This window comes from Bacillus sp. A260 (assembly GCF_009861435.1).
GTDB classification, from domain to species: domain Bacteria; phylum Bacillota; class Bacilli; order Bacillales; family Bacillaceae_G; genus Bacillus_A; species Bacillus_A cereus.
The window spans coordinates 2944151-2959060 of record NZ_CP046398.1; the positions used below are offsets into that span (position 1 = coordinate 2944151).

Sequence of the window (14910 nt, forward strand, 5' to 3'; positions counted from 1 at the left end):
GTTACCAGTTTTTCCAGTGTCCCTCTGGATCAACACTTGCAAGTCTAACCCATCCATTTTGAACTTTTTCTCGAAATGTGAAATCATTATTTAGCAAACGTTCTATATATTGACTAGGCGCTTGAATTACAATTAGTAAACGAAGTGGTGAATGATACGTCTCACTATCTGACTGCATAACGGATTGCCAAGGTAAGCCTGGCAACAAATCACTTGCATTTCCCTGCATAACACCTAGACCCGCGGTTACGGTTTGGGTTGTTTTGTTTCCACTACCATAATAATGAGGAGCTACAGTTGAAGCGTAATATTGTAGATTTATCCACTGAGCTACTGTTCCTGGTCCTGCAATAATGTTAGCTAATATATCGCCACTTTCATCCTGTTTCCAATCATAATTATGAAGGAAAGCCCTACCGTCTAAGTCACAATCCTGAGTTAATTCTCGTTGCCCGATAATAAAAGATGCATTACGAGCTAATCCCCATTCTGGACGTATTTCACTCCAATCTTCTGCAAATCGATGTGCCTCTTTACTCGCATTTTTTATTTTCGTTTTAAAATTTGGTAATTGCGTTAAACGCTCTCTATTTGCATGTTGGCTCACATTTGGCATAATCGATTCGATACAATCAAATGCTTCTTGCGCAGTTTCCGAAAGTTCTGGGACGTAAATCCATTCCAATTCGTCCACTGTTGTTTTATGTTCAGCTGCTGCAAAAATGGTATCCTCAGGAATTTTAATACCTTCCACAAACAACGCCTCTCTCACTTCTGGGAGATTACATAAAGTAGCAAAAACTCTTGCATTGAATCCTCCTGCTGCTCCGCCACAAGCACCACACTCAAGTGCTGCAGCATAAGGATTGTTCGTACTTTGACTACTATGTCCGCACATTACAACTAAAGGAGCAAATTTTTCTGTCAGTCCCACCATTTTTAAAGCTTGACGCACATAGTTCACTTTTTCTTCTTTCGTAAAACCGATAGGTATCTCCCCCTTTGTGTCATGAACATGATTAAGCGAGAATGTTGTATCAGGTTTTTGTAACATAGTTTTACGAAGGTTACGAATGAAACCACCAACTCCTCTTGGGACAAAGCTTCTTGTCACCATCTGTAGACCAAGTAAAGGACCACTTAACTCAGGTAGCGCCATACTTGTCAGTACGTTCTGTTTCATCGTTTTAAAAGTATAACGTACCGAACTGCCTACCCTCTTACGTTGCTCATAAGATTTAAGTTCATTTTCATTTGTGAGCTCTTTTATTTGATGTTTCGGTTTGAGTATAACTGGCAAAGAAGGATGGTTGTTATTACTACCTAGTTCACTAGTTGCAATTGGTAACCCAAAGAAACCAGCTATTCCAAATGTTTCAAACGGACCTAATTTTTCAAGGTGGCGACGAAACGGTTCTGAACGTACATCAATACAGAATGCTAATTGAGCTAATACACGCTTTTTATCATTGGTTGCACGTTGTGTAGAAGCAATCTTCTCCCTTAATTGCTCTGCATGCGTTTGTTCCCAAGCTTCCAGCCAAAGTTTCTTGCGAATATTTTCATCAAAACGATAAGCGAATACTAATAATTCACTTTGTTCAGTAGCAGGCATTTGTAACCATTCCCGTGTTGAAATATTCCCCCAATAGATCCAAGAAGCTATAAGTGGGACGATCGAAACTTTTTTCTCAACCTTTTGATTTTTTAAAGGTAAATAAGGTTTTACAATAGCCAGCTCCATAGAAATTCGAACTGCTAAATATTCTATGAGAAGTTCCTGTTCCTGAATTGATTGTTGTGAGCGCCATCGTATCATTCCTGCCCACCCAGGCAAAGAAAGTAAGTGCCCTTCAAGGTAAGATTGTATGTTAGATTCAGAAATTCCTAGTTCAGATAATGCTCTCGCTAAAGCTACTTCGGCATCTTGTGGCCAATTTTTTAAAACTTTACGCTCATTTTTACTGAGCGCTGGATCAAATTTAATAAGGTGTTGCCATGCACGATAAAAACCTTTCTCTCGATTTGGCATCGTCCAATTTGATCCGGATTCATCAAGATATAATTTACACCATTTAATGATATGATAATTAAGAACATCAGATAGGTTTTCACTATTTTGACTCTCTATAAGCGAACTTATTGGCTGCATAACAGAGGCTTGCATACTTGCTGTATTTATATAATTCATTTCTTCTGCCAATTTATTTACTTCTGGCGATGATAATAGACTAGAAGGTAATTTTTCTAACTTTAAAGCTGCTTGGCAAAATCGCTCTGCTTTCTCTCGCGGAATATGAAAAGATTGTGAATCCAGCCAACGAGACAAACTCATTTGTAAAAATGATTCCTCAATCTCACCTTTCGCTTTTGCCGAATGAATCATGGAGGCACTAGGATAAATATCCACATTACGAGCTTCTTTTAACCAATTTGCGACTTGTTCAAATGATTGCTTTTCAAGTCCCATCCAAGGGTGGTGAGCTGCAAACGTAGAGATAGGCCAAAGTGGCGCAATAACTCGGCTAGCAGATGCAACTAAATCATTTATATTATTTTCTTGCATATCAATGTTTGTATCTTTCTTTAATATTGACGGTATGCTCATCACGAATTACCTCCCTTTGATACATAATGTTTCAGATAGCTTGGGTGACTTTCTACTGACTTTCGTCTCGCCTCACCTACTCGAACTAACCAAAGATAAAGTACAGCGAATAAAGTAGAAGATTGATGACGAGTAACGAAAGTACTAATAACACTACTAAATAGTAAAATACATATAACAAAGATAACGGCTGGAGCTGAAGGTTGAACACTTTGATAAATATCAGTATGCAACCATTTATAAAGAGAATTATGAACGGTAAAGTAAATGAGAGAAAATCCAATCAAAACAATTACGCCAGCAATTCGTCCCATTCTTCCCTCTCCAAAAACAACAAGCTGTTTCCATGAAAAGTATAGTGACCAGCCTAAGATTAACGCACTAACTAGTTGATACCCCTCTCCAGAAGTCATAAACCAGAAAGTAATTGCTATAAATAATCCTAAAACACGCCCAACTATAATCCATAAATTGGACATCTTTTCATTAGACTGATTCACTACCCCAAAACGTTGCACGGAAGAACCAGCTTGTAAAAATAGTGTAGCTTTAAACAAACCATGTAAAATTAAATGAATAATAGCCGCTAAATAGGCGCCTAATGCACATTGAATAAGCATAAATCCCATTTGTGCAATAGTTGAACCTACTAGCTGACGTTTATAATCAACTTGGACTAAACTAATTCCTGTACCTATTAAGATAGAAATACTAGAGAAAATTAGTAAAATTATTTGTGCAATATCATCATGAAAAAGAGGTGAAAATCTAGTTAACATGATACCGCCAGCATTTACTAAACCCGCATGCATAATAGCAGAAACAGGAGTTGGAGCAACAGCAGACTCAATTAACCATCTTTGAAAAGGCCATTGTGCTGCTGGAATCATCACCGCTAATATAATTAATAAGTTAATTCCTGTTCTCTCCAATGTTCCATGTAGCACTACATTTTCATTCGTTAAAACTGATGTTAACTGCCACTGTCCTGTTACTTGAAAAAGCCAAATGATAGCTGATAGTAAGGCAATCCAACTTATTGTAAATAGGTAGCTAGAGATTTTAGTTGCTTCACTAACTACTTTCCACCCTTTATTTAGCCCTATAAGTAGAACCAATCCTATAAGCGTTACTCCCCAACAAATGAGCATTAAGCGAAGATCATCACTTAACCATGCAACCGAAGATATACCTGTAGTAAATGTAAAAAGTGCAAAGTATTTTCGATATGAACGATCTCCCATTAAATAACGTACAGAGAAACGCTGAATGATTAAACCAATTGTAAGAACAAAGAAAGCCATTAACCAAGCTAAAGTATCTAGATGCCAAGGCCCCACAACTCTATCTCCATTGTTATTAACAAGTGCGAGTAAAGAAACCAATGAAGGTAAAGCAGCGATACCAATATGGATATGAACAAAACGTAAAGGTATCCTTGCATGTAAAAATAATAATCCACTTAGCCAAGAAGCACTAAGCGCCATAAAAAATAAAGTTAACAGTGTTGATGAACTCAGCGAAATTAACATGTTAAATACTCCCTTCTAAGCGAAAATAGCCTATAAAAATTCCTTTTCATTACGATAGTTTTTTAAATTTCAATTTTCATTCACTCTTTTTAGTACATCGTTTTTTCCCATAAAAAAAACCGACAACTTCCATAATTCAATGATTTTATATCATCATTGAATTATGGAGATTGTCGGTTTCACTTCAACTAACTTCAATAAAGTTTTTTGAAGAGCTCCCATTTTATAGAGGATAGTAATGTATGTATTACTCCTATTAAAAATAACAGTATATCTCTGATCTCCTAGATTATGCAATCAATATATCAATTTATGTTATGCGCTATCTTTCAATTAAGAAACTTTTTCATTTAGTCAATATTACATATTAAAAAAATGCTAAAGCCTTAATTATAGCAAACAGTTAAAATAAGCATCTATTAATTTTTTAAAACAATTATAAGATAAACTATATTAAGCAGTTTGTCAATTTATTTATCAGTTTTTTTGAGCGTTATTCCAATTAAAATTCAGTATACGTAAATAATTTCAAGTTATTAATTATTATCATGTTAATAAATTTAAATAAAGCGCAAAACTTTTAGGTTTCTTAATTATCTCCCACTAACCCTACGATGGTTTTAATTTTTAAAATTTTTCCTCAAGATTATGAAACAATTTAAAAATCATTACTCGTTCACCAGTACGGGAGCTTATATCCGTATGAAAACTTTTCACTTTTTCTCCAGTTAATTCTAGTATAATCTCTTTCAAATCTTCAATTCCAGATTCAACTAGCTCCGAACGATTTTTCTTTATCGTTAGCATACCGTCTTTTGTTTCGCAAACCGTATATTCAGCTGGCGTTAAAATACCTTGTAAATTTACGATAATCATATCCCGTAATATATCTGTCTTAACGGATATAGACCCGCGTCCTAGGTAGTCCTTTTCCCAGTGAGTAATTGCTTTGCTTATCTCTGATTCAATAGAGCCTTTTGAGTTTTTCATCTTTGTATCCTCCTTCAATAAAATGTAATTACATTTATAATTACAATAACAATATAATAATCTGGATTGATTTTATTTTCAATTATTGAGAAGAATTTATAGGAATCGTTGTCATGTATTCTTTAGTATTAAGGTGAATTTTTATATTGTAATATGCATTTTTTGATTATCCCCCGACAAAATACTCTTACTATAAAGACTCTGTTGCATAGATTTCAAAAAGGACATTCCGGAGAAAATAAGAAAACTCTTGTAACGTAATATACAAACAAAAAATCCTACACTTATGAATAGGATTTTTCTCTTTTTATATTAGTCAAAAAACTAAAAGTATACCTGCCCTCCAAACATATTACCGATTGAGTTTATGCATATTTCCTTCGAATTTTGCCAACCACCAATAACAGTAAAGGAATCCCTAGCTCATAAACGGGAAATGCAATTGGAATTACGAAAAATATGTAGTAATAATGGGTAAATGTTTGGATATTTTTAACTGACACAGCTATGATGAACGAAATAGGAGCAAGAACTAACGCTACTTTTCGCCAATCCTTCAAATGAAATATTTGTGCTGTTCCATAACAAGCGATAAACATGTATAACGCCAATTTCACAAAAATACTAAAAAACCAAATAATAACTATCAAAATATCCACATTTTGAATGAACTCCATGACAGATATGTATCGGCTCAAATCGTAAACCGGATACAAAAAACTTGAAGATAAATTCGGACCGAATGTTAAAATGACCGCTAATGTTCCAATCGTTACCATGAAAACGGCTAATCCTACCCCCAACATCGCCCTTGATGACGCTTGCTCTGGTTTATCCATAAAGAAAACGAACATCATCATCATAACAGCCTCTCAAAAAAATGCGGCTACAGGAGTATAGGAACCTTTAAGGATTGGAAGCCAGCCAGAATCGTGATAAATAGGCCGCATATAATCCCAATTCATATTGCCAACATTCAAAATGATTACAAACGTTATCATTAAAAGTACAATTGGCCCTATGATTTCACTTAAACGTCCAATTCCTTCCACCCCTCCTTGGTAAATGATAAAAATGAGCAATAACATCGCAGTAAAGACAATGACCCACAAAGGTGTATTATGAAACAAAGCGATAATAATGAATTCACCAAATTCACGGACGGTTATCCAAATTATCATGTACCACCCAAAGAAGTAAGGAATCATCAGTAGCTTTCCTAGCCATTTACCAAGAATAGTTTGACTAAATTCAATGAGAGTTTGTTTCGGATAAAGCGAACCAAGTGTAGTTGCCAAAAAAGTAAGAGCAACCCCTATCACTCCTGCAATCAAAATCGAGATCCACGCATCTTGTTTGACAGTACGAATCGTCGCTGGAATAACTAGAAGGAGTGATTGTCCCACTTCAAATGTGAACATCATCCAAAAGATTTGCCTGCCAGAGATTTTCATCGAATTTCTCACACTCTATATTCCTCCTTATTTTTTCATTTCATTTTTCTTCAACTGCAACGGTGGTCCAGTCAGTCCTACTCGCCGAATAGTGAGCTGTGTATGAACAGAAACCTCCACTTTTCGAAATTGTTTACTCCAATTCTTTTTTAACCCTTTCCATTCGGATGGATATTTTTGATGAATGGCTTCTCCAAATCCAAAGATATCGGTTCCGTATTGTTTTTGAACCTTTTTAATAGTTTGGAGAGCTTCCTTTTCGGACTGTTTTTCCAATACACGTTCTAAAAGAGTAAGATTTTTTGGCTGCGAAAGATCTAAATTCGTATTGTTCTCCTGAATTGTTCCTTCACCAGAAAAAACAATGTCACACTTAATTGTGTCCCCTTGTATAGTAGGTATGATTTTTCTATTGATCTTTGTCATATATAAACTTGCACTACCATTTCCTTTAGAGGCCGTTGCTGTAACTGTCTGTTTACTTAAACGATTCACTATCCAAAGAGTAGTTAACCATTCCTGCATGTTCAAGTATCCTACCAATTTGAAATCGTTGTTAAATATAGCACCGCCTACAATTTGAAACCCTTTGACCTCAGTTTTTCCTTTTTTATGAGACATATTTAGTTTAATAACGGGTAAAATCGGAGTGATTCCATCACTCGTACCAGCAATAAGAAAATTTAATAAAGACATATCTCCCGCTGCCTCTATTTGCATATGCTCTTTAAGTGCCCCAAGTGCCGGGATAGACTCTAAAGGGATGGATGCTTTCAGAAAATCTTTTGCAGTATTCCCTTTTATGACAAACACACCTGCTCGTAATCGAATATCAGGATCGCGGCTATATGCATCTAAAACTGGAGCAAGACCACTTTTAGCCATTTTTTCTCCAATCAATATTACACGCTGGTGCCCTCGAAAAATTTCTCTCGACATTTTTGTTTGCATCATTTGTATAGCTTCATGTGTATCCCTTCCCGTTCCCGATTCTGTAAAAAACGCTTTTCCTGCATTACTTCTTCCGCTCTGTCCCATCCCCATTTTTGATGGAATAATAAACTGAGCACTAATTTCAATCTTATTATTCTTCGCTTGATCAAGTCCCCATCCTAATTCTATTGCCAAATCATTTAATTCTGTCCGATCCCAACATCCCGTCAAGAAGCATAAAGAAATGACCAGTATCATACAGAGTGCCTTGTGCAGGCTCATTCTGTTTCCCCTCCCCGTTTCTCATCTGGCTTTTGTCCACCTGGAAAACGGACTTTCTCTTCACCAGATACCATTATTGGGCGGTGGGTCATATTCCAACGAGGTGTTCGGAGAAAAACATCCTTTAAATCACGAGGAGTCTGTGGTGCAACTGGACTTAAATACGGAATGCCAAAAGAACGAATGTTAGTTAAATGAATCAAAATCGCAAGGGTACTTATTGCAACACCGTATAGCCCGAGCATCCCTGCCAATAACAGCATCGGAAAGCGTAACATCCGGTAAGCTGTTCCTAAGTTGTAGCGCGGGAACGCAAATGACGCAATACCGGTCGTCGCCACAACAATGACCAAAGGTGCGGAAATAATACCTGCTTGCACAGCAGCTTGCCCGATAACAAGTGCTCCGACAATACTAACTGCTGATCCAACAGGTTTTGGTAACCGAACCCCCGCTTCCCTCAAGCCTTCAAATAAAAACTCCATCATTAGCGCTTCTATGACAGCCGGGAACGGAATGCCTTCTCGCGCAGCTGCAATACTAATAAGCAAATTTGTCGGTATTAATTTAGGATGAAAGGTTGTAATAGCAACATAGAGAGAAGGAAGAAATAATGAAATATTAATTAATATTAAACGTATCCATCGAACAAAAGTTGTGTAGATGGAGCGTTCATAATAATCCTCCGCTGCTTGTAGACCAGTCCAAAATGTCATAGGAACAATCAAAACGAAAGGTGTGTTATCTACTAAAATGGCGACTTTCCCCTCTAATAAACTTGCACAAACCGCATCTGGCCGCTCAGTATTTTGAATTTGTGGAAAGGGTGAAAAGGGTTGGTCCTCAATAAACTCTTCAATGAAAGCTGACTCCAATACTCCATCAATTTGAATTCGCTTTACCCTTTGGCGAACTTCATCCAAAACCGAATCAGGTGCAATTCCCTCAATATAAGCAATTACCACATCTGTCTGTGACAATTCCCCAATCGAATAAGGTTCCATTTTTAGTTTTTGGCTTCGAATTCTTCGGCGAATCAGGCTCGTATTGACCCTTATCGTTTCCGTAAACCCGTCCCGAGGGCCACGAACAGAGATCTCGGCAGCCGGCTCTTCAATACCTCGTTTTTCAAAACCTTTTAAATCAGCGACTAGAGCTTGACTTTCTCCTTCTGTTAAAATGACAACATTCGCTTTCAATACTGCTTCTATAACCTCACGAACTTTAGAGATTGTCTTTACTTGAGAAACCGCAATTAGCTGATTTTGTATAATTTCTCCTACCGAATCCACACTCTTTACTCCACTAGGCAGACCTTCGAACATCATTGGTTTCAAAACAACTTGTTCCACAACTTTAGTGTCAATTAATCCATCTATATAAATAAAAAGAATTTTATTTTGACTATCTATGATTATTGGACGAAAAACAATATCGGAACAATTTTCAAAAACTTGTCTCAAAACTTCTTCATTCGCAGATACACTCTGCTTGAGTTCGCACTCTTGATCATTTTGGAGCAGCATACTTGCACTCTCAAGTTCCTGAATATCTTTTCTCAAACGCTTTCTACTAAGTTTTTTCATCATACTACCCCATTTATCGAGTGGTTTATGTTTTGAACCCAATTGTTAGTAATTTCTTGACAGAATAGCTTTAAAAAACCGTTCCACTAAATGTTTTTTTGTAAGTAATCATTTATCTAGAAAACAAAAGGAAAATATCCCCTCTATATCCTTCTTAAAATTTCCTTACACATGAAAATTATTCAATTTTTTCTATAAGTTAGTTATTCTAAAATGAGGTATCCATAAAGTAACTTGTAAATTCTGCTTTGTTAAATTGGTAGTAATAAGCTTATAGAAGCGAGCAAAAAAAGCATGTTCTGAAGAAAGATAAATCAGAACATGCTCTTAATTTATTTATTTGATACTATAGACGTTGATCTTTCTGGAAGTTTAGTTGAAAATGATCCGCTTCATTGTATACCCCGAATTCATATCCTTTTTCCTTATAAAATTTAATAATTTCCGGAAGCGCTTGTAATGTCTGTAGTTTTTCATGCATTAGAACTACTTCCACATCTTCTGTTGTTGTACGCTTTACATTTTCTATAATTTGCTGTGGGTTACCTTTTAATTTCCAATCATTTGAATCTATCGTCCAATCCCAAACTTTTATTCCTGCTTCTACAATTTTGTTACGAATGTCCTGCCCCTTTAATCCTGGTGCAGATCCGTATGGGGGACGGACTAGTTTAGGGGTTGTACCTGTAATATTATGAATAAGAGCTAACGTTTCTTTCATCTCCGTTACAAATTGTCCTTTTTTGTATAGCTTATCACTATTATGTGTCATACTATGTGCACCAATATAATGTCCTTCTTTTACTGCTCGTTTTACATTTTCCTGAAAACCGGTATTCTGTAAATTGCTACCTTGCATAAAAAATGTCGAAGCAACATGTTGCTCTTTTAGTACATCTAAAAATTTGCCAGTTAATTCGCTAGGACCGTCATCAAATGTTAAATAAACAACCTTTCCTACTGGTTTTCCATCAGCTCTTTTCTGTTTTGCCAGCGATGTGTCTTCTTTCTTTCCTTGTTGTTGCGTATTAGCTAGCCTAATATTTTCATTAGCTACCCCTTTCGCTGGGATAGAGTTCCATTTCCCTATTAAAAAGAACGTGAAAAAGGTCGTTGCTAAAACAACTCCTAGAGATAGTATTGCCTTAGTTACTACACTTGTTTTTTTCTTATTTTGTGATTCTTTCATTATGTTTCGATCCTTTCCCTACTCATTTTCATATTCATTATTTATGCAGCTAAACATTAACTTCAGCTGATATTTACAATAAATAGATTAATAGAGGAAGGTGAAGATAAAATGCAGATAATGTCGAAATTAGTTAAAGAATAGCCTATTACATCCACTCTTTAAAAAAATATTTGTTTCTCTACTACAGTTAAATTTGAAAACTGGATATACATCCAAAATAAAAAATACTACTCTTTCTAAATAACATTTTCACCTCAAGATAATAGCATACCGGTATAAAGATAAAATACAGAGATGGCCGTACTATTGAAATTCTATTATAATTTTGTAATTGGAATTCATTTGAACCAAATGAAGAACTAGAAGAAATATTATTATGTGGAGGTACTCCGATGAACCTTGTAATTAGAGAGTTAGAAACAAATGATTTAGATAATCTCCCGGAGATTGATGACAGTTTTATAGTGAATGCTCGGTTAATTCTTTCTCTTTCCAAAGGAAATAGACGCATAGAATATACAGTAGAAGACGTTCCAAGTTATGAAAAAAGTTATTTACAAAATCAAGATGATAATGAAGAACTGGCTTACAATGAATATATGAATAAACCTAATCAAGTCATTTACATAGCTCTGTTACATAACCAAATCATTGGATTAATGGTATTAAAAAAGAATTGGAACCACTATGCTTACATAGAGGATATAACGGTAGATAAAAAATATCGTACAATCGGAGTTGGCAAAAAATTAGTTGATCAAGCAAAGCAGTGGGCAAAAAAAGGAAATATGCCAGGTATCATGCTTGAAACGCAAAATAATAATGTCGCAGCATGTAAATTTTATGAAAAATGTGGATTTGTAATTGGTGGATTTGATTTTCTTGTTTATAAAGGTTTGGATAAGACAAGTGATGAAGTTGCAATTTATTGGTATATACATTTCAAATGATAATAGTTTATAACGTAAAAAACTCAAAATAAAACCCCAATTTCTCTATATTAAAATCGAGAAATTGGGGTTAAGTTATTTAAAACAAATAACTAATTAATAATCCTGCTGACAACAAGAAGCCGAAAATCGTATTTGTCATCGCTGTTGATTTCATTGCGATGCGCATATATCCAGGATCCTTTGCCCCTTTTTGGAAACTTTGAATCGCAGAAATTGGCTTTCTCAAGCCTAAGAACATAACTAATGCCCAAGGGCTTATATAACCCATTAATACAATTACGGCAATCCATAAATACGCAATGAAAAAAGCTACCGCTAGTGTTACCACAGCTTTTTCTCTCCCAAGGAGGATTACTAATGTCTTTCTTCCACCTTTAATATCTTCTTCGATATCTCGGATGTTATTTGACATATTGATTGCACCTACTAAAATTCCAATTGGAATGGAAATCAATACACTTTCAATCGTTACAGTATTCGTTTGAATAAAGAAAGCAATGAGCACAAAACATGTCCCCATTAACAACCCAGAAACTAATTCTCCAAACGGGGTGTACGCAATTGGTAATGGACCGCCTGTATATAAATAGCCAACTGCCATCCCAATTAAACCAATAACCACTAACCACCAACTACTATTCATACAAATATAAATGCCAATAAAAGCTGCTACGACATATAATAAAAGCGCAACTGTTAACACATTTTTTGGCTTCAATCCATGACGGACAATTCCGCCACCGATGCCAACGGATTCAGCGGTATCTAATCCGCGTTTGAAATCATAGTACTCATTAAATAAGTTCGTTGCTATTTGCAGCGCTAAACATGCAAGCATCATCGCAATAAATAAAAGCCAATCAATTTTGGCAACATAAAGTGATGCCACTGTCCCTAAAATTACAGGAGAAAACGTCGCCGTTAATGTATGCGGGCGCGTCATCTTCCATATTAATTTAGCGGAACTAATTTCCTTTTCATTCCCCATAACTCTGTTCAATCTCCCTACATTTTAAGTATAAATTACTAGCAGTATCTTTCTATCTATTTCCTGCCACGCATCCATTCATTATAGCAATAAATGATTATCCTTTCTAACAAATCAACTTTTAATAAAGTAAAATTTATAAAATGAAACTTTAATCAGTAGGAGTTTTGTCATCCCCACTGATTATTAGTACATATCCATTGTTTTTTTACGGGCAGCCCTCCCATTCGCTGAATTTTGTGGTGGGAGTCTTACTGCCCGTTAATGCGGGATAAAAAAGAAGTCAAATTACTTCCAAACAACACCTCGCCTCTCATATTCCATTCTGTATTCAACAGCAGCCGCAATTTTAGGACTTGCGAATCTTTCCGTGATCCAAAGTCCCAAATCAACTCCTGAAGTGACCCCTCTTGCAGTGATAATATCCCCTTGATCCGCAATTCTGTAATGAAGAAGCTCTGCCCCGTATTCACTCATTTCATCCTGTGCAAAACAGTGCATCGTTGCCTTTCGACCGTTCAATATACCAGAGGCAGCTAATAGCATCCCCCCTGTACACACACCAGCAACGATTGTTCCTGCATTGTGCATCTCGCTAATCATTTTAGTCAAAGTTCCAAGCTCTGCTTGTTTTCGTGCCCCATGCTCTGCTTTATGATTCCAGCCACCACCAGGTACAATTAACAAATCTGGACGATTCTCCTTCGTAAAAAATCATGTAGTTTAACTGTAACTCCAAACGAGGTAGTAACTTCCTTCTTTTGTTCACTCGAAACGAATTCAACTATAAATTGAGCCCCTTCTTCTATCGCTCTTTTCAGTACCTCAAACGGTGCGAAAGAGACAAGTTCTCCGAAACCATCAAACCATACTATTTGTATTTTCATTTTCGCACACCTCATATGCTTTCTTTTTTAAATTGTAGATATATATAATAATTGGACAATCTCAAAGTGTAAATTGTAAAGTATACCTAGATTATTCAAATAAAAAATAATATCCCACATAGTTAAATACATTTGTAAACCCTACATTTTCTACAACTGCAACAGAAGGCTTGTTCAATTCCATACAGTCCCAATATGGAATAATATCATTCTCCAAACAATCTTTCACAAAACTATGCGCTATCTTTTGAGCTAATTTTCTCCCTTGGTGACCTTCTATCGTTTCAATATCTATACAGTGTATATTTTCAAAGACGAATCCTGAAAAACAAACACTCACAATTACATCATCATAAACAATGCAATAGCCAATCCCCTCATTGAAAAAAGAATCCGGTGAAGACCAAAACTCTAAAATTTTTGATTGTAAAAAATCAATGTTCTTAAATGTATTATTATTATTTTCATAGAGAGCTTTACTCATTTTCAGTACAGTATATCTCTGTTCAAATTTAGGCTCATGATGATTTTCATAATCCTCTTTTCCTAGCATATACACTCTTTGATTCCAACTCTTTAATTTACGATGCTGAAATATTCTTTCGATTGTTTTATTCCACTTCGAATGATTCCCGATTCCTTCAAAGCAATCTAATCCTCCTTTCCTCGCCTCAGGTACTATTACATGATTAATAAAACGATTCACTTCTTTATTAAACTCTTCATTTTCAGCATCTCCAATAAAGAAGAAGCCATCATTATTACCTAACCAAATGAGTCCCGAATTAGGAGAAGTCACGTTATCTACAAATATACGACCAGGATTCACTCCTGCAATTACAGCACGTACCTCTAATTGACCTTGTTCATTCACTAAACGATTACACCTATAAAAATCATCCTTGCTTAGTTCACAGATCATACGTTACACCCCTTTTTTAAACTGTTCTATTCTAACTTTACCATTTTTACATAATATTCTGTATTTTTACTAAGAGTAGTTTTAAAGCGATGCGATAAGTAAATGAAATACATAATAAAAAAGAGCCAATCTCCAACACAATAGAAGATTGACTCTTTCCTTTATTTACTCACCTGTTTCAGAAAATCGTTTTATACGTTCACCAATTTCATCGCGAACACGTTGAAATTCAGACCATTCTTTTCCTGCCGGGTCATCAAATCCCCAGTGAACACGATTTACGTGCGAAGGTGTCGAAGGACAAACAGAATCCGCATGACTACAAAGTGTAACGACTAAATCAGCATTATTTAAAATGTTTGTATCAATCATATCTGATGTTTGATTTGTTATATCGATATTCACTTCATTCATTGCTTTAATCGCATTGGGATTCACTCCATGTGCTTCGATTCCTGCAGAATATACATTCCACTTACCTCCTAAATATTGTTTACCCCACGCTTCTGCCATTTGGCTTCGGCATGAATTTCCTGTACATAAGAAATAGATTGTTTTTTTGTTTTCCATGTTGTTTTCCACC

General features: G+C 35.7%; 10 protein-coding genes and 2 pseudogenes. 1 reads left to right on the forward strand and 11 read right to left on the reverse strand.

Features of this window, described 5'->3' with window-relative positions; translation table 11 throughout:
• Window position 1: 1 nt before the first annotated feature.
• The 7 genes and pseudogenes from GD442_RS14870 to GD442_RS14900 all read right to left on the reverse strand — a co-directional run bounded on the left by GD442_RS14870 (window position 2) and on the right by GD442_RS14900 (window position 10574).
• Entirely contained in the window at window positions 2-2608 is a 2607-nt protein-coding gene (locus tag GD442_RS14870; RefSeq protein WP_000026969.1) for a DUF2309 domain-containing protein, read from the reverse strand.
• On the reverse strand, window positions 2608-4140 hold the full coding sequence (locus tag GD442_RS14875) for an NADH dehydrogenase subunit 5 (protein ID WP_000908919.1): 1533 nt from the start codon (window positions 4138-4140) through the stop codon (window positions 2608-2610). The genes GD442_RS14870 and GD442_RS14875 overlap by 1 nt, the downstream gene beginning before the upstream one ends.
• 627 nt (window positions 4141-4767) lie before the next feature.
• Window positions 4768-5130, reverse strand: coding sequence for a Na-translocating system protein MpsC family protein (locus GD442_RS14880; RefSeq protein WP_000798162.1), 363 nt, complete (start codon window positions 5128-5130; stop codon window positions 4768-4770).
• Between the two features lie 365 nt (window positions 5131-5495).
• Window positions 5496-6584: pseudogene (locus tag GD442_RS14885) on the reverse strand (GerAB/ArcD/ProY family transporter).
• A gap of 27 nt (window positions 6585-6611) precedes the next feature.
• The gene (locus GD442_RS14890; RefSeq protein ID WP_000052110.1) at window positions 6612-7799 is read right to left on the reverse strand and encodes a Ger(x)C family spore germination protein; all 1188 of its coding nucleotides are present in this window, start codon (window positions 7797-7799) and stop codon (window positions 6612-6614) included.
• A complete protein-coding gene (locus GD442_RS14895; RefSeq protein WP_025688055.1) occupies window positions 7796-9388 on the reverse strand; it encodes a spore germination protein in 1593 nt (530 codons plus the stop codon). Before GD442_RS14895 ends, GD442_RS14890 begins: the two co-directional genes overlap by 4 nt.
• 343 nt (window positions 9389-9731) lie before the next feature.
• A complete protein-coding gene (locus GD442_RS14900) occupies window positions 9732-10574 on the reverse strand; it encodes a polysaccharide deacetylase family protein (protein ID WP_000665165.1) in 843 nt (280 codons plus the stop codon).
• A 395-nt stretch (window positions 10575-10969) separates the two neighbouring features.
• Here GD442_RS14900 and satA point away from each other — a divergent pair, with 395 nt between their 5' ends.
• Entirely contained in the window at window positions 10970-11527 is a 558-nt protein-coding gene (gene satA / locus GD442_RS14905) for a streptothricin N-acetyltransferase SatA (RefSeq protein ID WP_001054999.1), read from the forward strand.
• A 79-nt stretch (window positions 11528-11606) separates the two neighbouring features.
• On the opposite strand, the gene menA is transcribed toward satA, so the two are convergent.
• The 4 genes and pseudogenes from menA to arsC form a co-directional block, all read right to left on the reverse strand.
• Window positions 11607-12518: a 1,4-dihydroxy-2-naphthoate polyprenyltransferase gene (gene menA / locus GD442_RS14910; protein WP_000526090.1), complete on the reverse strand. Its 912-nt coding sequence runs from the start codon at window positions 12516-12518 to the stop codon at window positions 11607-11609.
• Window positions 12519-12806: 288 nt separating this feature from the next.
• Window positions 12807-13405, reverse strand: a pseudogene (locus tag GD442_RS14915) (DJ-1/PfpI family protein).
• A 91-nt stretch (window positions 13406-13496) separates the two neighbouring features.
• Window positions 13497-14327, reverse strand: a complete 831-nt coding sequence (locus tag GD442_RS14920; RefSeq protein ID WP_086407715.1) for a GNAT family N-acetyltransferase — start codon at window positions 14325-14327, stop codon at window positions 13497-13499.
• 165 nt (window positions 14328-14492) lie between these two features.
• A complete protein-coding gene (gene arsC / locus GD442_RS14925) occupies window positions 14493-14897 on the reverse strand; it encodes an arsenate reductase (thioredoxin) (RefSeq protein ID WP_000428364.1) in 405 nt (134 codons plus the stop codon).
• Window positions 14898-14910: the final 13 nt, after the last annotated feature.